Genomic DNA, 21,366 nt, shown 5'->3' on the forward strand with positions numbered 1-21,366 from the left:
TCCCATGCAGAGCACCGGTCTCCCCGGCAAACTGCTTGCACGCCGATACGTTCGACGACCATTGCGTGCATTCTCCGCGTGCCGATTGTGGCTAATTGTGCAGTCCGATCGTGACACGCGGTGAATGCCTGAATCAGTTGAAATCGCTTTCGAGGAACGGCGCGCGCTTGACGGCCCGATCGAGCGTGACCAGCGTCTCGAGCAGATCGGCCATGCGATGAAGCGGCACCGCGTTCGGACCGTCCGATTTGGCCTGCGCCGGATTCGGATGCGTTTCCATGAAGAGACCCGCCACGCCCACCGCCACCGCGGCACGCGCCAGCACCGGCACGAATTCGCGTTGGCCGCCCGAACTCGTGCCCTGCCCGCCCGGCAACTGCACCGAGTGAGTGGCGTCGAACACGACAGGCGCGTTGGTTTCGCGCATGATCGCGAGCGAGCGCATGTCCGACACGAGGTTGTTATAGCCGAACGACACACCGCGCTCGCACGCCATGAAACGGTCTTCCGACAGACCGGCTTCACGCGCCGCGTCACGCGCCTTGTCGATCACGTTCTTCATGTCGTGCGGGGCGAGAAACTGGCCTTTCTTGATGTTGACCGGTTTGCCCGAACGCGCGCAAGCGTGAATGAAGTCCGTTTGACGGCACAGGAAAGCCGGCGTTTGCAGCACGTCGACCACCGAGGCGACCTGTTCGATCTCGTGCTCTGCGTGAACGTCGGTCAGTACCGGCAGACCGAGTTGACGCTTCACTTCGGACAGGATGCGCAAACCTTCGTCCATGCCCAGACCGCGGAACGACTTGCCGCTGCTGCGGTTGGCCTTGTCGTACGACGATTTGTAGATGAACGGAATGTTCAGCTTCGCGCAGATTTCCTTCAGCCGGCCGGCTGTGTCGATCGTCATCTGTTCGGATTCGACGACACAGGTGCCGGCAATCAGGAAAAACGGCTTGTCGAGCCCGATTTCGAAATCGCCCAGTTTCATGCTTTCTCCTCGACTTCGGCCGCGGTGCGCGACTGCTGGTGCGCGAGCGCCGCTTCGACGAACGACTTGAACAGCGGATGGCCGTCACGCGGCGTGGACGTGAATTCCGGATGGAACTGCACGCCGACGAACCACGGGTGCATGCTGCGCGGCAGTTCCATCATTTCCGGCAGATCTTCACTCGGCGTACGGGCGCTGATGATAAGGCCGCCCGCTTCGAGCTGGGGCACGAAGCGGTTATTGACTTCATAACGGTGGCGATGGCGTTCGTTCACGTCCTTGCCATAGATCTCTTCGGCCATCGTGCCGGGCTTGATCGGGCAACGTTGCGAGCCGAGGCGCATCGTGCCGCCGAGATCCGACTCTTCTGTGCGCTTCTCGACCCGGCCTTCGCGGTCGTACCACTCGGTGATCAGCGCGACCACGCGGTTCGGCGTTTCCTGATCGAATTCCGTGCTGTTCGCGTCTTTCAGACCCACCACGTCGCGGGCGAATTCGATCACCGCCAGTTGCATGCCGAGGCAGATGCCGAGATACGGCACCTTCGCTTCACGGGCATAACGGATCGCGGCGATCTTGCCTTCGGTGCCGCGCCGGCCGAAGCCGCCCGGCACGAGCACCGCGTCCAGATGCTTGAGGCTTTCGACGCCGTGCGTCTCGATTTCTTCCGAGTCGATGTATTCGATGTTGACCTTGGTCGACGTATGCATCGACGCATGGCGCAGCGCTTCGATCAGCGACTTGTACGACTCGGTCAGATCGACATATTTGCCGACCATGCCGATCGTGACTTCATGCCTGGGATGCTCCAGCTTCTCGACCAGATCGGACCACATGGTCAGATCGGCGGCCTTCGGCTCGAGCTTGAGTTCTTCGCAGATGATCGCGTCCAGCCCCTGATCGTGCAGCATCTGCGGAATCTTGTAGATGCTGTCCGCGTCCCACACCGAGATCACGGCGTCTTCCGGCACGTTCGAGAACATGGAGATCTTCGCGCGCTCGTCGTCCGGAATGCGGCGGTCGGCACGGCACAGCAGCACGTGCGGCGAAATACCGATTTCGCGCAGTTTCTGCACGCTGTGCTGCGTGGGCTTGGTCTTCAGTTCGCCGGCCGTGGCAACCCACGGCACCAGCGTGAGGTGCACGAAGCACGCGCTGTTGCGGCCCATGCGCAGGCTCATCTGACGCGCGGCCTCCAGGAACGGCAGCGATTCGATGTCGCCCACGGTACCGCCCACTTCGACGATGGCGACGTCCGGCTCACCGCACGTTGCGGAAGCCGCGCCGCGTTCGATGAACGCCTGGATTTCGTTCGTGATGTGCGGGATGACCTGCACCGTCTTGCCGAGATAATCGCCGCGGCGTTCCTTGCGGATCACCGATTCGTAAATCTGGCCCGTGGTGAAGTTATTGGCCTTGCGCATCTTCGTGCTGATGAAGCGCTCATAGTGGCCGAGGTCGAGGTCGGTCTCCGCTCCGTCTTCCGTCACGAACACTTCGCCGTGTTGAAACGGGCTCATCGTGCCGGGGTCGACATTGATGTAGGGATCGAGCTTGAGGAGGGTGACTTTAAGACCGCGCGATTCGAGGATCGCGGCGAGGGAAGCGGCGGCAATACCCTTGCCGAGGGAAGATACTACGCCGCCGGTGACGAAAACATATTTGGTCATCGCTGGATGCTCGCGGGAAAAACGGATTATACCGTAAAGCAGGGTCTCAACCCCAGCAAAATCCGAGCTGCGTCTGCAGACGCATGGCGCGGCGGCGGCCATCGTCGCGCGTCGATCATGCACTGTTTTTGCCACGCACATGCCGCGGCACCGCGCTGCGCCCGGCGCCACGTTGGCAGGTCGACGCAACGGCAGCCACCTGACATTCACGCCGCGTGACCGTGCGACCGTCGCCGTCTTGTGGGTGCGTTACCTGCATGCGCCGCCTGACGCGGCATCAGCCTCGCCGCTCCAGTTCATGCAACATGCTTTGCACCGCGCGCGCGGTTTCGACGGGTCTTTCCATCGGGTAAAGATGACTGCCCTCGATCCATTCCACATGGCCGCCGGTCGCGCGGCGGGTGGCCTCCAGACCGGCCTGGCGAATTTCCTTCGAACGCGTGCCGGCGATGAAGCCCACCGGCACCGGCGCGCCCCGCGCGAGCCGCGAGCCGAGCGTGTGCGGCAAGGTCTTGTAGATCTGATATTCGGTACGGCGGTCGAAAGCGAGCGACCGCGAGCCGTCCGGCGATGTTTGCGGAATGCCGAAGTCGATGTAGTCGGACAGCATGCGCTCATCCCAGCGCGCGAACGCCGGCTTCGAATGGAAGTGCCGCCACGCTTCGTCGCGGCTCGCCCACTGCGTGCGGCGCGTACGGGTGGCGGCCGCGGGCGACAGACGCTCGTCGAGGCCGGTCCATTGCGACACGCGCAGCATGCTGCTGCGCCAGCCGGCGATCACCGGCGAATCGAGCATCACCACCCCTCTCACCCACTGCGGCTTCTTCAGCGCGGCCATCAGCGACAGATAACCGCCGAGCGAATGCCCCACCAGCCACACCGGATGTTCGTACGTTCTGCCGATGTCTTCGAGCAACTGCTCGACCAGATGCGGCCAGTCCTGCGTCACCGGAAAGCGCGCGTCGTGACCGATCCGCTCGATGGAGCGCAATTCGTAGTCGTCGGCGAGTTCGGCGAAGATGGTCCGGTAGGTCGATGCGGGAAAGCCATTCGCGTGCGAGAAGTGGATGATGTTTTTCAACTGCGGCTATCTCCGTTCTGTTTTTGCGTGCGGGGTTTTGGTGCGCGCTTACGTACAGCCGCTTCGTCCAGCGACATGCTTTCTGTGCGGTCTGCTGCGCTCCGTCTATCGATGAGCGAACCTGTTAGCGGTCCATCCAGTAACGGTGCTGCGTGTCGCGATAACGATCGAGCGTCAGCGTGGTGTTTTGTCTCGCGGCGCCCTTCGCCCCGGCTTCCGGGTTCACCTCGACTCGCACCGCGCCGTCCGTGTCGCTGCGCCCAAGCTCGATCTGCCGCGCCTTGTAGCGCTCGAACACACCCGCATTCGGATGATGAAAACGGTTGCGATAGCCTACCTGAAATAGCGCGATGAGCGGGTCGATAGAGTCGAGGAACGGCTCGGTCGACGAGGTCTTGCTGCCGTGATGCGGCACGACCAGCACCTGTGCGCGCAACGCGCCGCGATCGCGCGCGAGCAGAATGCGTTCGACGGGTGCCTCGATATCCGCCGTCAGCAAGGCGGCCATGCGCGGCGGCTCCGTTTGAACGCGCGCGCCCGGCCGGCTCGTCGCGGGCGGCGACGTGCTCACCCGCAACACGCAGCAATGCGTGTTCGGCTTGCCTTGCAGCGGACCGGCGTCGGGCCAGAGCATCGCGAACTCGACACCGTCCCACTGCCAGCGCTGCCCCGCCGCGCAGGGCAGCGTGGCGGCGCCGTGCTGCCGCGCGTTCAGCCACAACGCATTCGACGGCGCCAGTGCCGCCACCATCTGATGCACCTCGATTGCGTCCAGAACAGCAGGCGCGCCGCCCGAATGATCGGAATCGGCGTGGCTGACGATCAGCGTATCCAGCGCGTTCACGCCGTGCGCCTGCAGGAATGGCACGACAACCCGTTCGCCCGCGTGAGTCGATTCCGGGCCCGGCCCCGTATCGAACAGCAACGTGTGATGCGCCGTTTCGATCAGCACGGAAGTACCTTGACCGACATCCAGCGCGGTTAGCCGAAAACTGCCATGCGGCGGCCCGGACGGCGCCGGCATCAGGAGCGGCAGCCACGTGAGCGGCGCGGCCCAGCGCAGCGGCCAGCCGCGTGGCGCGAGACACCAGAACACACCGAGCGCCGCCGCGGCCAGCGCCCACGTATCCGGTTGCGGCAGGCGCCAGAGCAGCCAGGCGGGCCCCGAGAGCCGCTGCAAGCTCGCGGCCAGCCACTCCAGCAAAGCGTGCGCAACATGCCATGCGTGGACGTCGAGGGGCGCGGGCAAAACAACGCCGGCGAGTATCGCTGGCGTGACCAGCAGGCTTACCCACGGAATCGCGAAGGCATTCGCGAGCGGGCCGATCAGCGGAATCTGCGTGAACCAGTAGACGGTTAGCGGGGCGAGCGCGACCGTAACGGCGAACTGCACGTGTGCCGCGCTGCGCAGCCGTTCGCCGGCACCGCGCACGCGACGCAGCAATCCGGCACACAGTCCCGACAATTGGGACGATGGCTCGCCGCCCTCGTTCGCAGGGTCGTGGTGCTGTTCATGATCCTGCACGCGCGGTCGCCCGGACATGGCGAACAGAATTGCCGCCACCGCGCAGAACGACAACCAGAACCCCGCCGACACGACCGCCCACGGATCGATCAGCAGCACCAGCCCCAAGGCCCAGGCGAGCACCGCCGAGCGTGCCACGTTGCGCCCGCTGACAAACGCGAGGGCGACGACGCACGCCATCCACAGCGCGCGCTGTGCCGGCACGTTGAAGCCGGCCAATGCAGCGTGCAGCGCGGCGAACAGCGCACCGCCCGTGATCGCGACGACCTGCGCGGGCAGCCGCAACGGCCAGTCGCGGCCGATCCAGCCGGAGCGCCGCCATAACGCGCCCGCGAGCCAGCCCGCAAGGCCCGCGACGAAGCCAATGTGCAGCCCGGAAATCGCCACCAGATGACTGGTGCCCGTGCCGCGCATCAGCAGCCAGTCCGCTGCGCTCACTTCGTCCTGCGCGCCGATGGCCAGTGCCACGACGATTCCGCGGTGCGGCGCGTCACCAAGCACCGCGTCGATGCGTGCGCGCAGCGCGGCGCGCAAGCGGTCCACCGTTACGCCGACACCGCGCGCATCGCCGCGCAGTCGCACGGCGTGAGCCGGCGCACTCACATAGCCGGTGGCCCGCACGTTGCGCGCGAGCAGATTCGCCTCGGCGTCGCGCACGCCGAAATTCGCATTGCCATGCGGACGTTTCAGCCGCACGGTCAACTGCCAGCGTGCACCGGGTTCGAGGATCGGCGGCGGCGCATCTTCGGCGATCCACGCCAGTTGGATCACGCGCGGGAAACTGGCCATTGGCGCGTCGGCCGGGTCGACGTCGAATAGAAAGCGTGCGCCGTTTTCATCGCGTGACGGCAGGCCTTTGATACTGCCGACGACCTCGATATCGCGGCCCTCCCATGCGGTGGGCAAGCTGAGCGCGAGGCGCATGTCCGCGCGCAAGGCCGCGTAGCCGAAGCCCATGCACGACGCCGCACACCACACCGCGCTCCAGCCGGCGAATGAACGCACGCGCGGGCCGAAGCGGACACGGCGTATTAGCGAAGCGAGAACCGCAAGCGCGTGCGCGCATTCTGTGGGCGCAACGGTAGCCTTTGCGGCAAGCGCAATTGTCGCCTTTGCCGTGAGCTCGGCTGTCGCCCCAGTTCCAGCTTCAGCCCGAGCCGTAGCGGCATACCCACCAACCGCCGCAGCCATCCCTCCAGCCACCGCATGCCGCTCAACAGCCCGCGCACTCCCGCCGTCGCCCAAACCCCAAACCGCCACGACAACCGCGACACACGCAGCGAACACCAATCCGCACAACCCGACCCAATCCGGCAGCACCGCTTGCCGCTGCAGCCAGACCACTCCCAACGCAAACCCGCACCACCATGCCCGCATCCGCCCTCCACCAGCAAACGCCGGGCGCAGCAGCGCTTGAGCACAGGCGTTAGCGAGCCCGCCAAGCGTGAATGTCGCCCGGCGCGAACCACTCAGACCTTCCGGGTTCGATTATGCAGAGGAAAGTGCGAGCCGCGGCAGCGCGGCGAGCGCGTTAGCCGTTGTGCCTAGGGCGGCTTCGTCGGCGGCCATGCCGCGCAGTTCCGCGAGGCCCGCGCCGATCGCCGGAATCTGCTCCGGCGAATTGCGCTGCCTGTAAATCCATGCAGGCGCGATGTCCGGCGCATCGGTCTCGACAACCAGCGCGTCGAACGGCAACTGTTCGGCAAGACGGCGGATTTGCCGCGCCCGCTCGAACGTCAGGTTGCCGCCGAATCCGAGATGCATGCCCTGGTCGATATACGCCTGAGCCTGCTGAAAACTGCCGTTGAATGCATGCGCGATACCACGATGAATCTGATGCCGCCGCAGTCCCTTGAGCACCTGATCCTGCGATTTGCGCACATGGCAAATCACCGGCAGATCGAATTCGCGTGCGAGTTCCAGCTGAGCGTTGTAGAAGAATTGCTGGCGCGCGTCGTCGAGACCGTCGACGAAATAATCGAGCCCGATTTCGCCGAGGCCGACGAACCGCGGATCGTCGAGACTCGCCTCGATTTCCATACGCAACAACTCGAGATCGCTCTCTTGCGCCGCTGGCGTGAACAGCGGATGGATGCCGAGCGCATACGCGCCGCCGTCGACCCGGTGCGCCAGTTCGCGCACCGTTGCGAAGTTCTCGCGGCCGATCGCCGGAATCACGATCCGCCCCACGCCCGCGCGGTGCGCCGCCGCCGCGACTTGCGCGCGGTCGGCGTCGAATTCCGAAGCGTCGAGATGACAGTGCGTATCGATCCACATGACGTGCCTCGCTAGCGGCGCAGCATCAGCGCACAGTGTCCGGCAATCAGACCGGCACCGACGGCTCTTCGTGCAGCACGCCGTCGCGCAGCCGCATGATGCGGTCGCAGCGCCCCGCCAGTTCCGGATCGTGCGTGACGATCACGAAGCTCGTTTCGAGCGTTTGCGACAGTTCGAGCATCAGGTTGAACACGGTGTCCGCCGTGCCGCCGTCGAGATTGCCGGTCGGTTCGTCGGCCAGCACGCAGGCGGGCTTCGTCACCAGCGCGCGCGCAATCGCGACGCGCTGGCGCTCGCCGCCCGACAGCTCGCCCGGACGATGCTTCGCGCGGTTCCCCATGCCGACGCGCTCCAGCACCGCGAACGCTTCGCGGCGCGAGGCTTCGGTCGACATGCGGCGAATCCGCAACGGCATGGCGACGTTATCGAGCGCGGAAAACTCCGGCAGCAGGTGGTGGAACTGATAGACGAAGCCCAGCGCGCGATTGCGCAGGTCGTTGCGTTCGCGCTCGGAGAGTTTGGTGAAAGGCTTGCCCATTACCGAGACCTGTCCGGCGCTCGGATCGTCGAGGCCGCCGAGCACGTGCAGCAGCGTGCTCTTGCCGGAGCCCGACGCGCCGACGATCGCCAGCTTCTCGCCGCGCCGCACGCTCAGTTGCGCGTTGTTGAGCACCGTCACATTCAGACCGCCCTGCACGAACGACTTGGAAATGCCGGTCGCTTCCAGCACATAGGGATGCGGCACGGTGTCTGCGGAAGGCATGGATAAGTTAGCGGAACGGTCATTCATAGCGCAGTGCCTCCGCGGGACGGACTTTCGCACCACGCCAGCTCGGGTACAAGGTGGCCAGCGCCGACATCAGGAAGGCGATGATGCCGATCCGCGCGACGTCGGCCGGAATCAGTTCGGACGGCAATTCGCTGATGAAATACACCGACGGCGGCAGGAACTGCACACCGAGCAGATGCTCGATCATCGGTACGAGCCACGGAATGCTCCACGCGATCAGGCAGCCGAGCGCGACGCCGGTGGCCGTGCCGATAAAGCCGATCGTCACGCCCTGCACCACGAAGATCTTCATGATCGAGCCGGGCTGCGCGCCGAGCGTGCGCAGAATCGCGATATCGGCCTGCTTGTTGGTCACCGTCATGACGAGCGACGACACCAGATTGAACGCCGCCACCGCGATGATCAGCGTGAGGATGATGAACATCATGCGCTTTTCGATCTGGACCGCCGAGAACCACGTCTTGTTCTGCTGGGTCCAGTCGCGAATGTATAAATCGCCGGACAGGCTGCGCGCGAGCTGATGCGCGACCTCCGGCGCGCGCTGCATGTCGGTCAGGCGCAACCGCACGCCGGTCGGCGCGGGCAGCCGGAACAGCGCCTGCGCGTCCTTGATGTTGATCAGCGCGAGCGTGCTGTCGTATTCGTAATGCCCCGACTCGAAGATGCCCACCACCGTGAACTGCTTCAGCCGGGGCAGCATGCCGGCGGGCGTGATCGTGCCTTCCGGGGCGACCAGCGTGATCTTGTCGTTGACCGCTACGCCGAGATTGGTGGCGAGGTCGGCGCCGAGCACGATGCCGAAGTCGCCCGGCACCAGCGCGTTCAGACTGCCGCCTTTCATTTCCTTGCCGATATCGGACACCTGCGGCTCGAGCGACGGCTCGACGCCGCGCAGCGCCACCCCGCTCACCGCGTCCTGGCGCGTGAGCAGCGCCTGCGCTTCGACATACGGCGCCGCGCCGATCACTTCCTTGTTCTGGCGGGCTTCCTGGGCGGTGAGTTGCCAATTGGGCATCGATCCGGTCGGCGAGAAGATCTCCACGTGCGCGAGCACCGACAGCATCCGGTCACGCACCTCTTTCTGAAAACCGTTCATCACGGACAACACGACGATCAGCGCCGCGACGCCGAGCGCGATGCCCGACATCGACACGAGCGCAATGAAGGAAATGAAGCCGTTACCGGTCGTGCGTTTGCCGGCGCGGGTGTAGCGCCAGCCAATCTGCCATTCGTAGGGAAATTTCAAGCGAATCCTTTTCTGCGTGTCTTCGGCTTTGTGCCGCGCACGAAGGCGTGAAGCGCCTGCCGTGCGGCCCGAGCGTCGTGATCATTGGTGTCGTTGCGCAGCGGATGGTTCCGGTACGACGCGCCACGTCGTAGCAATGCGCGCGCCATACCGCTCCGCGGCGGTCCGGCAGACGGCTCTTGCCGTTGCCACAATCGCTGGCAGCGCCGATCAAGCGCGAAGTTTGCCATACAATGCCGCCCGCTCGCGTAAAGGCGGTGTGGGCGCGCCCGAGACAGGAAGGGCGGCCGAGTCAGGTCAGGCTGGCTGCGGCGTCTGCGGCGTCGGAGTGGAAAGGCGACGGCCATGCCGACTACTGCTGCGCCGGAATGGAAAGGCGGCAGCCACGCTGACCGCTTCGCCTGGATTGGAAAGGCGGCGGCCGCGCCGGCAAGGCCGCGCTGCGCCGCGCCGGGCGTCCGGCGCGAAACCCGGCACGGCTTTATCTACCGCAGGTTGTACCGCTCGCGCAGCTCGTTGATGATGCCCGCCGCGGCGCTGTTGGCGGCGTCGCGGACGTCGGCGTCCTTGCGGTCGCGGTGCAGATGGGTGATGTCCCAGTTGCAGCCGCTCTCGTCCTCCACGGTCTCGTGGAAGCCGGTCGGAATCCAGCCCGCCGTGGCCGGGTTCGCATCGAGCGCCTTGACGACCAGTGCCAGCAGTTCCTGCTCGGTTTTGATTTCACGCGACATGACGGTCTCCATCGTCCTATGCGCGGTGCCGCCGCGCGCGGCTTTTGCTCCGGGCTCCAGAAGGCGGCGAACGGGTGGCCCGCCGCCGCGGTTCATCGAGCGGGAGCTGATGGACGGAATACTCGCACTCTTTGCCCTTCAATCACGTCTTTTCCCGCAAAAGCTTACCCATCAACGCGGGCAATGCAAAAAGTTGTACCTCTATCTGAGGATACCGCTTCGCATAAGCCTTTGATTTGTAGTGGTTTGGCTTTTCTTAATAGTACAGGCTGGCGCATCAGAACGCTCACGATATACTGTTTATCCATACAGGTTTTTTATGAGCATGACGTGTCCCTGCCGCCTTTCGATCCGCCGACGCTTGCCGATCTGCGCAAGTGGTATCAGCTATATAAAGAGAACGGGGATGTCTGGCGTCTGGTGCTCGAGGTTCAGCATTCGAGAGAGACGCTGGCTCACCTGAACACGTTGCTCGCGAAAGCAGCGCGCGCTGCAGAGCGCTCCGAGTTCGGCAGACTGACTGGCGAAGATGCGCCGCTGCGCGACGCCTGCGCGGTCATCGAAGCAGAAATGTTTCGCGTTGGTCCGATTGGAGGAAAGGGGAAGCGGTGGAAGCAACCGGAGCGATCGATCGAAGGTGCGGCTGGCTTCGACTTTGATCCTGACGATCCGGCCGACCAAGCCGCGTACCTAATCGCGAAAGCACACCAGAAGCGGCGCTAGGCGGATCCGTGAGGAACCATTGCCGCTAGCGCGGCGGCCGTCACGGCGTAGCCATCATTAAACAGGCGATGCCGGATTTCACTCGGCATGTTGCGATCGAGCGTCGACGCATAGCCGGTCTCAACGAATGCCATGCTTGCGCCGGCAGCCTGCGCCGCGCTCACATGCGTCGATTCGCACGCCGATAGCATTAGATCGAGCAGCCGCATGATGAACTGGTGCGGCAGAAGCCGCGCCTTCGGCTTGAGCGGCAACTCCATGCTCACCAGTTGCACGCCGAGCCGGGGCACGTCGTCCACCTTCAGCCGATCGACCGGAATATTGTTCACCATCCCCCCGTCCGACAGCAACGCATCGGCAATCACCACCGGCTCGAACACAAAGGGAATCGACGTCGACGAGCGCACGGCCAGAGCGATTGGCACGTCAGGCGTCGCGACACGCGAGAAGTCAAAGGCCCCCTCGTTGGCCACGTTCGACGCCACCGCCGTGAAGTCGATGGCCAGATCCGCGAAGGTCTTACCACCGGTATGGTCAGTCATCCACGCGAGCAGCGTCTTGCCGTCGCAGAACCCGCGCATGCGCAGCGCTGCGAACGGGCTGAACGACATCATGTTCGACCAGTCGTGCGTGAGCGCCAGCGTCTTCATGTCAGACAGCGACATGCCTGCCGCATAAAGCGCCGCGCAGATACTGCCGCCTGACGTGCCGGCCAGCTCGATCGGATGGTAGCCAGCGTCGGCGATCGCCTGCAAGGCACCGACGTGTGCCGGCACCTTGAAGCCCGATCCGCTGAAGGCAACGCGGATCGGCTTGCTCATGACACGATCAACCCGCTCGCCGCAACGGGCGCCGGCGTCGTGGTCGACGTCGCCGGCTGCAACGATAGCGCCGTGTTGATACCGGTCACCACCACCCCGACCGCTAGCGTCGCCTGCAGCTTCTGCTGATCGGTGAGGCTGGAGTTCGCGATAACCGTCACGACGATCGGGAACGTGGCCTGCACCAGTTTGCGGATGTCGACGGCGGTCACGGTCAGGCTCGCGCCGGCGGCGCAAACCGCGTCGACGTCCGGCTGAACCTGATTCGTCAAAGTGACCTGCGCGCCACCGGTGAAGACCCCCGACTTCTGCAGCACATCGATCTCAGATTGCACGCCCGGGCAGATATTGGCCGCGATCTGCGCCGGCGTTTGCTGTGGGAGGGTGACGCAGGCTGCGAGTGCGACGGACGCGACCAGTCCTGCCGCAAGCAGCATCGAAAGACGTTTCATCTTGAATTTCCTATTTGGGAGCGAATTTCGCAGCCGTGATGGCCGCGCTGGTGACTGCCGCTGAGATATCAGAAGCACCGATCGCAGCGGCGGCGATCGGTCCGGATGCGCTAACTCCGGTTTCAACGAAATGCACGACGTAGGTGCCGTTTGACTCGGTCGCGTAGAAGTTCACCGTCGCGATGTTCTTCGAATTCGTGACGGTCGCTTCGCAGCAGAGCACCTTGCCGGCGCCGGCGTCGTAAAACGGTTTGACGCTGTAGGTCGCGCAGGCCGACAGCGCGCTGGCCAGAAGCGCGACGAGAGCCGCGCGGATCATTGCAGCGTGCCGGCCGCCGATACCATCGGCGCTTCGACCGTAACTGGTCCCGGCGCCGAAACCGTAACTGAAGCCGCCGTCAAAGCCGGTTCGGCGGCCGCCGGCGACGCTCCGACGGTCTGCGCGGATGCAGCTGCCGGCGTTACGCGCGCGAGTAGTGACGCGAGCAGCGGCGACGTCGACGAGCCATTCGACGCGTGGTATATACCGAGCCCCACTAGCGCATAACCGATCGCGTCGACGAGCGGGCCCGGCGGAACGATGCGCATCAGCACAAGCACGAGCCACGCAGAGAACAGGAGAACACCGGCCAGAAATTTGACCCAGGTTGCAGAATTCATCGAAAGCTCCAAACGAAATGAAGCCGCGCGAGGCGGCGGGGAAAATCGAAAATTGATGGTTAGTCAGTGACGCCTAGCGCGGCCTTGCAGCTTGTCCAGAGCAACGACCGGTCATCCATGCCGTTCGGCGTCGCCGTGCTATTCGGGTTGCCGATATTGATCGCCCGACTCAACGTCAGAAAATCGCCGACGTCGGCGTATGCGTTGAAATTGCGGTCTGCCCAGAACTGCGCCGAGGCGAGCGATGCGGTGTCCGGATGCGAGATCTGGTCCGGATCGCCCTCGAGGTCGACGCCGATCTTCTGCCCCATCGTCCGGAAGTTGTACCGACCCGTGATCTGGATCAATCCACCGCCGCGGTACCGGAAGCCGTCGCCGGCCGTCGTGTTGCCCAAGGCCTTCGACGTCGGTGTGAATGGCTCATATAGCTTCTGCGCTGCCGTCGGGCCCCAGAGCTCGCGCAGGAAGAGAAAACGACCGCATTCATGCCCGCACTGAGCTATAAAAGCAGCCTCGCGCGCAGGCGAATCAATTGCGCATAGATCCATTGCAGCCGACAGCGGATCGGCCCACAGCGAGGCACGGGCGAGCGGAATCTGCAGCGCCGCGGCGAGCGTATCGGGTGACATAGAGATCTCCGGCGCGCAGGACAGCGCGCTAGTTAGAAAAGGGGGACCGGCAGGACTAGCGGTAGCCGCCGCTCCAGGGTTTTGCGGGGAGCGCTGGACGGGTGGCAGTGTCGAGCTTCTTGTCGACGGCTTTCGCGGTGCTGGCGGCCTCATCCGCCTTCACGGCGGCCACGTTCACCTTCTGCTCGACCTGAACGGTTGTCTTCTGGGCGGCGGTTGCTGCTACTACCGCCTCGTGCGTCTGCTTCAGCATGACGGCGCTTTGCTGATCGTTTACACGCGCACGATCGCCCATGAAGCGCAGCGTGTAAGCCGCCAACTCGTTCGTCGTCTTCATCAGCGATTTCATATCCGCAACGTCGGCCGCCGTTTGCGTGGCCTGTGCGTCGCGCGCCTCCGCGATGGCCTTAAGGCCGGCAATCTGCGTGGAATATTCGCGCATGCATGCGGCGCGCTCTTCGGCTCGAGCAACCGGAAACCCTTTCATAAGCGTCGCTCGCTCCTCGTTCCATTGCGATCGCTCCACGGACATACCCCACTGTCCGAGAAAGTAGCCGGCCGTCAGCATCCCGCCGAAGCCGCCCATCAGGCAGCCGATGAAAACCCACCAGCGCCAGTCACGAATTTTGGTCATCAATCGATCTCCGGTTGCCGACAGCCCGTTCAAGATCTTCGATACGCCGCTTTAGCTCCAGCACTTCGGTCTCTGCGTGACGTGCCCGCTGCTCTGCCTCCGAAGCGCGCCGTTCTGCATCGCGCATCAGTTGTTCTGCGCGGTCGGCGCGCTGAACAGCAAGCAGCTCGCGCGCCTCGGCGCGGCCCGCGCGCTCTTCGGCGAGGGTAGCAAGTCGTTCGAATCGCGCGATCGATTCGACCTGTCCCGCGGCGTCAGCCTCCGCGATCCTGGCATCGCCTTCGCTCTCAGCCTGGCGACGGCGGTCAATCTGCCGCCACATGCGGCCGCCGACCCAGAACGTGCCCATGCCACCGAGAGCCGTCACGATCGACTTCACACCCTCGTTCCAAAAATCCGACATCGGCTCAATCTCCTATCCGCCGGGCCTGCAGGTGTAAAAAAGCCGCCCGTAGGCGGCTGATATTCATCTTTAGTACAGGCGTAAAAAAACCGCCTTGCGGGCGGTTTCATTAGGACTTAGGGCGCACTATCGCAATTTCCCTGTTTTCGCATCGATGTACACAAACAGCATCGCGGCAGCGAGGAACGTCATGAAGAACAACGTAATCGAGACAATCATTGAAAGTGCATTGCTAGTGGTTATGAGCCGGATCAGCATGCGGGGACACCGACACCTTCGACCGATCCCGCTTCAGATAACGCTTTAGCCCATTCGCCGGCTGTTCTATCAGATGCCACGACAGGAATGCCAGCGCGGAGATAGCTGCAGCCGATGCAATCAAGTTTAGCCAAAGCGGCTGTGTGTTGTGCGACGAATGGATAATCGTCTGCTGGATCGGGAACGCGTAGATATAGAGCCCATACGACAGATCGCCGAACCTGCCAAAGCGACGCAGCACCGGCGACGACATGCTGCCGAGCGTCACCACCACGAACGGCAGCGCGATCACGATAGCCAGATACTCCATTCTCAGTAGCCAGAAAACGACAGCCGCTGCGGCAATTCCCGGCTTGATCCAATTCGCGTACCGCTGCAGGTCAGCGCGGCAGGCGTGCATCATCGAACCCGACAGGAAGCACAGCCCGAACTCGAGCAGGACATGATGCGTCAGTGGCATCGGGAGGATGAATCGGCAGAACGCCAATGCAAGAACCATTGCCGGCAGCACGAACCGCGTGCGGAGCACGCCAAATAGACCCAAGAACGCCAGGAAGCCATACCACTTAAGCTCCACCGGAATCGTCCACAGAGAGCTGTTGACCGTGCCGACATGATTGTTTACGAAGACGCCCGGCAGATGGTCTGGCATATCCCACAACCCGATCGTGCGCACGATGAAATGCCAAACGTCGCGCGAAGCGAAATAATCGGCATGGTCCAGTGTCGAGACCTTCGGCCCCATCAAAAATGCCATCAGCAGCGTGACGCAGATCAGGCCCGGGAAGATGCGCAGTGCGCGCTTCGCTGCGAAACGGGGCAGGCTGGGGTCGCGGTCCCAACTCTGCGCCACTAGATACCCGCTCAACGAAAAGAAGATCAGGACGCCGATGCCGCCGAAGCTGAAGCCCGGGAATGCTTCGGGCTCGGGGCGCCCCATCAGGCCGTACTGGTGGGACCAGATCACCAGCGACGCGGCCACTACGCGGATGAAGTCAAAGTTATTGCTGTGTCCGGCCCCTCTCATGCCAACCTCGGTAAGTCTTTGTAATGGCTCGCATTATAACGAAAGACTTTATCGTGGGCGCCGGGCCTCAATCCAGCCGCTGCAGGTTGCCGTACTTGTTCCGAATCCGAGACTTCCAGCAAGATAAACGGTTCCGGACGATGCCAATGTAATCCTGACTGTACGAGGAGTAACAAACTGCTGCTGACCGGTCGCAAACGTCGCCTGCAGTCCAGTCTCGCCGCCAGTCAGTCCTCCCAAGCTTGCAGACGTCGTGCTAATGCCAGCGAAAACGGCGCTTACAGTCGTTGTACCGGCCGGGACGAACTGAACCGTTCCACGGACATCCCAATCTCCCGCTGAGAGGGGGAGGCTGGCACAAGTGGCAGGAACCCCAGTGGAAAGAGATGTCCCGCTGGAATTGCTCTGGACATATTCCCCAACATTGCCGGCACTCGCATTGTTATTGGTTGCTGTGCCGACAATTCCGCCCCCCGCGGTGAGCACGCCGCTTCCGGTAACGTTGAAATTTGGCGCACTGATATAGTAGGTATGAGTACCAGAACCGATCTGCAGGACAATCGTGCTGTTGCTATCGTCCAAGATCGCAGCATTGCCGAATCCTGTCGCAGTGTCACCGGAAGTTGCATTGAAATGAATACCAATATCGTAAATCCGGTCGAGCGACAGTCCTTCTTTCCACCAGTTCTGGCCAGTTGAGCCGGCTGACCATGCAGAGAATGCCGCTGTGCAATATTGCGGACCCTGACAATAGACCTCTTGGCCATTTATCGGATAGATCCCGGCAGTAGCATTAAATGCTCTGTTAGAAGGCGCCCACGAAGCTGAACCGTAGACGTCAATTTCCTGTCCCTGCACTGGTCCATTGATGTAGTCGCTGGTGGTGCAACCTTCGACTGACCCGCACAGCCCAACCAGAATATTCTGGCCGTACAAAATCGAGCGGTTATTTCCATTTGCGACGCCAATAGTCGAGGCGACGGTATCACCCGCTCCCGGGGTGGCCGTTGGATTGGTGCCGATCCATATTTGCTGGCCCGCGCTATAGCCAGCTGACGTACTGCCGTTCGGGTTCTGCCAGATAAATATCGGCGCCCGGGCGCCGGGCGCGTACGTAGTCGTATAGGCCAGATTCTGGCTCGTGAATGACGCGGCCGCAGGCGTCGTGCCGCCGATAGCGCCGGGCGCGGCGAATGTCGCACCGCCGAGCGTCGCGGCGTTGACTGATGAATTGCAGCCAAAACCAGAGGAGGTCGTCCAGTTCAGTGCAGTAGTCGCCGAACTGCACGATGGCATCGCGAAAGCGGTCGGACTGGCACTCGACCCGGTCGCATTAACCAGAACGGTATTCGCGGCCTGTGTTGTGAGGTTGGCCAGCCCGACAAGCCCCGTCGCCGTGAAGCCGCTTGTCGCCGTTAGTGTCGTGAACTTACCCGTGCTCGACGTGGCTGCACCGACTGTGGCACCGTTGATCGAGCCGCCGGTAATCGTCGGTGCGCCGAGCGCGCTATTCAGCCCGGTCGCGGTCAGTATCTGGCCTGAGGTGAATTGGGCTGCCGCAATGCCCGGAAGCATCGCCGCAATTACGATAAGTGCACGCAGCATTGTTATATCCGTGTCGAAATCAAAAGATGCCGCTTAACCAAGCGTCGCGATCGTGTTACCGAGAATCGTCCAGGTTGTTCCATTCGACTGAAGCATCAGTGCGCCGTACTGGCTCGAAATGGTCTGCGATGTCGCGCCATTGATCGTGTCCGACCCAGCCCGCGCGACCGTGATCGCGTTCGCGCTCGAATCGATCTTCTGGATAACGAAAATGCGATTCGTGCTGCTCGCTGCTGCCGGAAGTGTGTAGGTGACCGCGCCGGAAGCCGCGTTGACCAGTACGACATAGTCCGTTGCAGCGGCCGACGTCGACGCGGTGATCGTGCGATTCGGCATCGCGATCGCGCTCGTCGCCGTAAGCGTCGTTGACGTCACCGCCGCTGCCGTTGAGCCGCCGACCGACGTGCCGTTGATCGACCCGCCTGTGATCGTCGCGCCGGAGCTCGCAAGCGTATTCAGCGTTGCTGTGCTGCTCGCCGCGAGCGTCGTGAACGCTCCAGTGCTTGCAGTCGTTGCGCCGACCGACGTGCCGTTGACCGTGCCGCCAGTCAATGCGACAGACGATGCGGCTTGCGTAGCGATCGAACCCAACCCGAGATTCGTGCGCGCGGTCGATGCGCTGCCAACGTCCGAAAGATTGTTTGATCCCTGCAGAATGCTGCTGAGCGCGGTGAAAGAATATGCGCCTGCACCAGTGCGGTTGATCAGCCCCGTGCCGCTGAAGCCCGTGATGTTGTCGAGTGCGGTGCCGGACGCCGTAGCTGAGTTCGTCCCACCCGACGCGACAGGGAGCGCTGTCGAAAGTGAAAGCGTGCTCGTGACCGTGAGATTGGGCACCGTCAATGGTCCGGTCAGCGTCCCGCCAGCCATCGGCACATACAGTGCGAACTGACTGTTGAGCTGTGCAGCTGTCAGGATTTGACCTGGCGTGAATTGCGCCTCTGCGAGAGGAATGCCTAGCAGCGAGAAAAACGACAATACGAGCGGGATCTTTCGAACGAGACGCAACATGGCGGTTCCGGAAATAAAAAACCCCGCATGTGCGGGGTAAATTGAGCGTGATTCGAGCGTTACGACTATTGGTTGATCGATGCCGCCTTAAGCATATTCATAGACAATAATCTTCCCGCGTATACCGACTCCGCCAATCTGCGCACTCCCACTGGCCGCTGTGAAGGCTCCACATCCACCGGATCCGACCTGAGATCCTGAGTTTCCTGGTCCGGTCCCGACGCTGCCCGTCACACCGCCTCCATACGCTGGAGAGATTCCCCCCGCACCGGAAACGGCTACGCCAGGTGTGATGCACTGCGCTGGCGGACCGGAATTGCCCGATTGTGAAATGATGATCTGCAATACGCCACTGAACGCAGGAGACGGAAGCGCCGATGTATTCCCACCGATGAACGGCGAAGATGTGGGCCCGAGAACACTGCCGCCGGGACCACCTGGACACGTGATGTAGCTCCCGAAGCTCGTCGTTCCACCGTCCTGACCTGACGCACCGGCACCTCCAGTCGAACCGCCCGCACCAACTGTGACCGGGACGGTCGATACGCCCGACAGAGAAATCTTGGCGACACCTCGGGCACCCGAATGGCCACCTGATCCGAAGCCGTTCTGCGAGCCAGAACATGCTGGGCTTCCGCCACCCTGGCCGCCGCCTGCCTGAGCATCTACGATGGCCGTCGTAGCACCCGCAGTCTTCGTATAGGTCGATGAGACCGCCGCGTCGAACACCTGAATATTCAGCAGCCTACCCGAGGCAGAGCTCCCGATTCCGCTCAAAACGAGCTCGTTGATAGCCGCGAGAATCTGGTTGTTGGCAGTCTTGCTGGGCGTGAGGCCTGCTGCCTCGACGACATTGAGCAGCTCCATCATGAGCATGTTCATGAAGTCGGAGCGCAGGATCGTTGCCGGGACACCTCCGGTCGGGCTACCGTCCGTGAAAAATCCCGCAGTTCCCGGCGCCGCAGGTGTCGGCATTGAAGATGCCGCAGTCGGATCGTCGTATTGGTACATGCGAATTCCCAGGTTCTAGCACCGCGGGAGCGATGCTCTATTAGTTCAGGCGAGAGATGATTCGTCGAGGATGAAGGTGTCGTCCAACGCCGCGGTCAACCCATAAATGAAACGCAGCACTGTATGAGCTGGCTTAATGGCATTCAGCTCGCACTCGAGTACCGCGTTGTTCCATGACTCGAGCGCATCGCCCATCGCAGACTGTCCCATCCGGAACGGAATCTCAGATACATAGGGAGCGTTGATGGCCCAGGTGAAAGCCCAGTCAGGACTACCAAGCTGGTCGCCCATCGCCTGCTGTCCCATGCGAAACGGCGTGTATTGCGTGATCGTTACCGTGAAGCCTAATTTCGCCGCATATGCGATGAAATATGGAAGCGACTGGCCGCCGACAGCAGTAAACCGCGCCAGCACCTGTGCCTGGCGTGCGGCGATCGTTGGCTGCGTGCCAGCGCACGGATCGGGCAGCCCTAGCGTGGCTTCCCATTCCGGAAGGAGCTCTTCGGGCGTTGAAGGGAATGCGTCGACGAGAAGATAGTTCGCGCGATCGTTGTGCTGCTGAAACGGGATAGCCAGTCCCTGCAGCGTCTGAGTCTGGATCGCATCGGCGGCCTTCGGCCAAACCCTCCCCCGCGGCATGCAGGCCTGCAGCGCGGCTAGAAAATCGGCTGCCTGAAAGACGGGCGCGTTGTTCATGGTCGTCACGTAAAACTGACCGTCCCGATAGTGGGCAGTTGCCCGATGACATTCGGGATGTTCACTGCCGGCGACGTAATGACGAAACCTTCAGTGCCCGCGATCGCCGCAACCTCTGATTCAATCAGCGAAAGAGCAATGGTTGGAATCGTATTTGTCACCGGGGCGCCGTACTGTAGAAAAACACTCGCGATCGCATCTTTCACGTCAGCCTTGGTCGCGGCGCTCCATTCCGAAGTGCCCGTGAACGTGAAAGGAATCGGATTCGGCGCCGGGGCACACGACCAGACCAATGCTGTAGCAGGCTGCTCGGTGAATATCGCGTTAGCGACTGCTAACAGGTCCTCAGTCGCCTTTGTCGGGCTGCGCGCCTCGTTCGTTGCGACACCGTTCACCCCTTGCGGAAAGCCTCCGTCGCCTGCTTCAGCAACATCGAACATCGTGTAGACGACCACAGTCCCCACGCCAAAGCCGCTCGGGTTGGACCATGCCCGCGTGACGCCCGGCACTGCGAGCGCCCACGTCACATAATCCTGGGCGTCGCCCCCCTGCGGCACGTTCTGATAGGCCTGCAGCATGCGCGTCATCAGGTCGTCCGGCGACTCGATATCCGCGCCGCCCGTGAAGTCCGTCGAGGCCATGCCACCAGACTGAATTCCGTCGATTGCCGTCGCTAGCGTGAAGGTCGTTCCCTCGGCACAATTACCGAAGGCGCCGGTCTGGCCAGTAGGATCCGCATTACAGATCGCCGGCGCTGTCACGCTGCCAGCGCTCACGGTCGCATCGGCCGTCGTCGTATAGCCGACGCCGTCGCCGCGAGTAATCGGCGTGCCGGAAGGAAGATCCTCGCCGTTCGTACCCGGGAAGGTGACGGCGCCCGTCGACTGTGCCGCGGTCTTCTGGAACACATTCTTGAGTGCCGCCCACATCGCGAGATATTCGCCACTCGAAGTGATTGGGACTGCCTGCTGTGCAATCCAGTCGAGGTAGCCGTAAACGGCGTTGATCAGGTTGGCGAGCGCAACACCCGTGATATTCAGATTGCTGAAACGCAAAAGCGGATCCGAACCCTGGAGGCCGGCCGCAATGTCCTGCAAGACCTGCGTCTGCAGTTGCGATAGTGTCGGT

The 21,366-nt window shown here is 62.7% G+C and carries 21 protein-coding genes; 1 reads left to right on the forward strand and 20 read right to left on the reverse strand.

What is annotated here, in order from left to right:
• Positions 1 to 133: 133 nt before the first annotated feature.
• The 8 genes from kdsA to NE850_RS01300 form a co-directional block, all read right to left on the reverse strand.
• Positions 134 to 988, reverse strand: coding sequence for a 3-deoxy-8-phosphooctulonate synthase (gene kdsA / locus NE850_RS01265; protein ID WP_171916258.1), 855 nt, complete (start codon positions 986 to 988; stop codon positions 134 to 136).
• Positions 985 to 2,658 carry a CTP synthase gene (locus NE850_RS01270; protein ID WP_007181325.1) on the reverse strand — a complete coding sequence of 558 codons (1,674 nt, stop codon included), beginning with the start codon at positions 2,656 to 2,658 and terminating at the stop codon, positions 985 to 987. The genes kdsA and NE850_RS01270 overlap by 4 nt, the downstream gene beginning before the upstream one ends.
• A gap of 277 nt (positions 2,659 to 2,935) precedes the next feature.
• The gene (locus tag NE850_RS01275) at positions 2,936 to 3,739 is read right to left on the reverse strand and encodes an alpha/beta fold hydrolase (protein WP_007181324.1); all 804 of its coding nucleotides are present in this window, start codon (positions 3,737 to 3,739) and stop codon (positions 2,936 to 2,938) included.
• A gap of 124 nt (positions 3,740 to 3,863) precedes the next feature.
• Positions 3,864 to 6,641 carry a DNA internalization-related competence protein ComEC/Rec2 gene (locus NE850_RS01280; RefSeq protein WP_310698334.1) on the reverse strand — a complete coding sequence of 926 codons (2,778 nt, stop codon included), beginning with the start codon at positions 6,639 to 6,641 and terminating at the stop codon, positions 3,864 to 3,866.
• A gap of 111 nt (positions 6,642 to 6,752) precedes the next feature.
• Complete coding sequence (locus NE850_RS01285; RefSeq protein ID WP_007181299.1) at positions 6,753 to 7,541, reverse strand: TatD family hydrolase; 789 nt, start codon at positions 7,539 to 7,541, stop codon at positions 6,753 to 6,755.
• Positions 7,542 to 7,587: 46 nt separating this feature from the next.
• Complete coding sequence (lolD, locus tag NE850_RS01290) at positions 7,588 to 8,331, reverse strand: lipoprotein-releasing ABC transporter ATP-binding protein LolD (RefSeq protein ID WP_007181298.1); 744 nt, start codon at positions 8,329 to 8,331, stop codon at positions 7,588 to 7,590.
• The gene (locus NE850_RS01295; protein ID WP_007181297.1) at positions 8,324 to 9,577 is read right to left on the reverse strand and encodes a lipoprotein-releasing ABC transporter permease subunit; all 1,254 of its coding nucleotides are present in this window, start codon (positions 9,575 to 9,577) and stop codon (positions 8,324 to 8,326) included. The genes lolD and NE850_RS01295 overlap by 8 nt, the downstream gene beginning before the upstream one ends.
• 485 nt (positions 9,578 to 10,062) lie before the next feature.
• Positions 10,063 to 10,308 carry a hypothetical protein gene (locus NE850_RS01300; protein WP_007181296.1) on the reverse strand — a complete coding sequence of 82 codons (246 nt, stop codon included), beginning with the start codon at positions 10,306 to 10,308 and terminating at the stop codon, positions 10,063 to 10,065.
• A 183-nt stretch (positions 10,309 to 10,491) separates the two neighbouring features.
• Between NE850_RS01300 and NE850_RS01305 the strand changes: the two genes are divergently transcribed.
• On the forward strand, positions 10,492 to 11,031 hold the full coding sequence (locus NE850_RS01305) for a hypothetical protein (RefSeq protein ID WP_310698335.1): 540 nt from the start codon (positions 10,492 to 10,494) through the stop codon (positions 11,029 to 11,031).
• Here NE850_RS01305 and NE850_RS01310 read toward each other — a convergent pair.
• From NE850_RS01310 to NE850_RS01365, 12 genes are all read right to left on the reverse strand, one after another.
• Positions 11,028 to 11,852 carry a patatin-like phospholipase family protein gene (locus NE850_RS01310; RefSeq protein ID WP_310698336.1) on the reverse strand — a complete coding sequence of 275 codons (825 nt, stop codon included), beginning with the start codon at positions 11,850 to 11,852 and terminating at the stop codon, positions 11,028 to 11,030. The genes NE850_RS01305 and NE850_RS01310 overlap by 4 nt on opposite strands.
• Positions 11,849 to 12,304, reverse strand: coding sequence for a hypothetical protein (locus NE850_RS01315; protein WP_310698337.1), 456 nt, complete (start codon positions 12,302 to 12,304; stop codon positions 11,849 to 11,851). Before NE850_RS01315 ends, NE850_RS01310 begins: the two co-directional genes overlap by 4 nt.
• A 10-nt stretch (positions 12,305 to 12,314) precedes the next feature.
• Complete coding sequence (locus NE850_RS01320) at positions 12,315 to 12,623, reverse strand: hypothetical protein (protein ID WP_310698338.1); 309 nt, start codon at positions 12,621 to 12,623, stop codon at positions 12,315 to 12,317.
• Positions 12,620 to 12,964, reverse strand: a complete 345-nt coding sequence (locus tag NE850_RS01325) for a hypothetical protein (protein ID WP_310698339.1) — start codon at positions 12,962 to 12,964, stop codon at positions 12,620 to 12,622. Before NE850_RS01325 ends, NE850_RS01320 begins: the two co-directional genes overlap by 4 nt.
• Positions 12,965 to 13,023: 59 nt before the next feature.
• The gene (locus tag NE850_RS01330) at positions 13,024 to 13,593 is read right to left on the reverse strand and encodes a glycoside hydrolase family 19 protein (protein WP_310698340.1); all 570 of its coding nucleotides are present in this window, start codon (positions 13,591 to 13,593) and stop codon (positions 13,024 to 13,026) included.
• A 55-nt stretch (positions 13,594 to 13,648) separates the two neighbouring features.
• On the reverse strand, positions 13,649 to 14,260 hold the full coding sequence (locus NE850_RS01335) for a hypothetical protein (protein WP_310698341.1): 612 nt from the start codon (positions 14,258 to 14,260) through the stop codon (positions 13,649 to 13,651).
• A complete protein-coding gene (locus NE850_RS01340) occupies positions 14,211 to 14,606 on the reverse strand; it encodes a hypothetical protein (RefSeq protein ID WP_310698342.1) in 396 nt (131 codons plus the stop codon). Before NE850_RS01340 ends, NE850_RS01335 begins: the two co-directional genes overlap by 50 nt.
• A gap of 256 nt (positions 14,607 to 14,862) precedes the next feature.
• Positions 14,863 to 15,915: an acyltransferase gene (locus NE850_RS01345; protein ID WP_310698343.1), complete on the reverse strand. Its 1,053-nt coding sequence runs from the start codon at positions 15,913 to 15,915 to the stop codon at positions 14,863 to 14,865.
• A gap of 48 nt (positions 15,916 to 15,963) precedes the next feature.
• Positions 15,964 to 17,520 (reverse strand): hypothetical protein, encoded by a 1,557-nt coding sequence (locus NE850_RS01350; protein ID WP_310698344.1) that lies wholly within the window; start codon positions 17,518 to 17,520, stop codon positions 15,964 to 15,966.
• A 33-nt stretch (positions 17,521 to 17,553) separates the two neighbouring features.
• Positions 17,554 to 18,531 carry a hypothetical protein gene (locus NE850_RS01355; RefSeq protein WP_310698345.1) on the reverse strand — a complete coding sequence of 326 codons (978 nt, stop codon included), beginning with the start codon at positions 18,529 to 18,531 and terminating at the stop codon, positions 17,554 to 17,556.
• A gap of 1,056 nt (positions 18,532 to 19,587) precedes the next feature.
• Positions 19,588 to 20,238 carry a putative phage tail protein gene (locus tag NE850_RS01360; protein ID WP_310698346.1) on the reverse strand — a complete coding sequence of 217 codons (651 nt, stop codon included), beginning with the start codon at positions 20,236 to 20,238 and terminating at the stop codon, positions 19,588 to 19,590.
• 5 nt (positions 20,239 to 20,243) lie between these two features.
• Positions 20,244 to 21,335, reverse strand: coding sequence for a baseplate J/gp47 family protein (locus tag NE850_RS01365; protein ID WP_310698347.1), 1,092 nt, complete (start codon positions 21,333 to 21,335; stop codon positions 20,244 to 20,246).
• Between the last annotated feature and the right edge of the window lie 31 nt (positions 21,336 to 21,366).

Source organism: Paraburkholderia sp. USG1 (assembly GCF_031570135.1).
In the GTDB taxonomy this organism is placed as follows: Bacteria; Pseudomonadota; Gammaproteobacteria; order Burkholderiales; family Burkholderiaceae; genus Paraburkholderia; species Paraburkholderia dioscoreae.